A 1,172-nucleotide genomic window follows, 5' to 3' on the forward strand; every position below is an offset into this window, starting at 1 on the left:
AGTTCACCAAGTACAACCAGTACGAATCGCTGGTGCTGCCGCTGGTGAAGTGGCTGCAGGAGCGCGGCGTGCGTTTCCAGTACGGCACTGAAGTGACCGATGTGGACTTCGCGCTGCAGGAGGGCCGCAAGCAGGCCACGCGCATCCACTGGACGCGGGACGGCCAGGCCGGTGGCGTGGACCTGGGCGCGGACGATCTGGTGTTCATGACGATCGGCTCGCTGACCGAGAATTCCGACAACGGCGACCATCACACCGCCGCACGCTTGAATGAAGGCCCTGCACCGGCGTGGGACCTGTGGCGACGGATCGCGGCCAAGGATGCGGCGTTCGGGCGCCCGGATGTATTCGGTGCGCATATACCGGAAACCAAGTGGGAATCGGCGACGGTAACCACGTTGGACGCGCGCATTCCAGCGTACATCGAGAAGATTGCCAAGCGCGATCCGTTCAGCGGCAAGGTGGTGACCGGCGGCATCGTGAGCGTGCGCGATTCGCGCTGGTTGATGAGCTGGACGGTGAACCGCCAGCCGCACTTCAAGAACCAGCCGAAGGACCAGATCGTGGTGTGGGTGTATTCGCTGTTCGTGGATACGCCCGGCGATTACGTGAACAAGCCGATGCAGGACTGCACGGGCGAGGAGATCACTTGCGAGTGGCTGTACCACCTGGGTGTGCCGATGGAGGAGATCGACGAACTGGCGGCGACCGGGGCGAAGACAGTGCCGGTGATGATGCCGTACATCACCGCGTTCTTCATGCCGCGCCAGGCCGGTGACCGCCCGGACGTGGTGCCGGAGGGCGCGGTGAACTTTGCCTTCATCGGCCAGTTCGCCGAATCGAAGCAGCGCGACTGCATCTTCACCACCGAGTATTCGGTGCGCACGCCGATGGAAGCGGTGTACACGCTGCTGGGCATCGAGCGCGGCGTGCCGGAGGTGTTCAATTCGACCTACGACGTGCGCACGCTGCTGGCCGCGACCGGCCGCTTGCGCGATGGCAAGGAGCTGGACATTCCGGGGCCGGTGTTCCTGCGCAACCTGCTGATGAACAAGCTGGACAAGACCCAGATTGGTGGGCTGCTGCGCGAGTTCGGGCTGGTGCAGGACGACTGAGCGAGCGGGGCGTCGGGGGGCGCCGGGCCATGCCCGGCGTCTCGCGCTGCAGTGGCC

The 1,172-nt window shown here is 64.9% G+C and carries 1 protein-coding gene; it reads left to right on the top strand.

The annotated features are described in order from the left end of the window. On the top strand, positions 1-1,115 hold a 1,115-nt coding region (locus tag AB4Y84_RS22070; protein WP_442250985.1), incomplete at its 5' end, for an oleate hydratase. Between the last annotated feature and the right edge of the window lie 57 nt (positions 1,116-1,172).

The organism is Stenotrophomonas sp. 2YAF22, assembly GCF_052114665.1.
Classification (GTDB): domain Bacteria; phylum Pseudomonadota; class Gammaproteobacteria; order Xanthomonadales; family Xanthomonadaceae; genus Stenotrophomonas; species Stenotrophomonas indicatrix.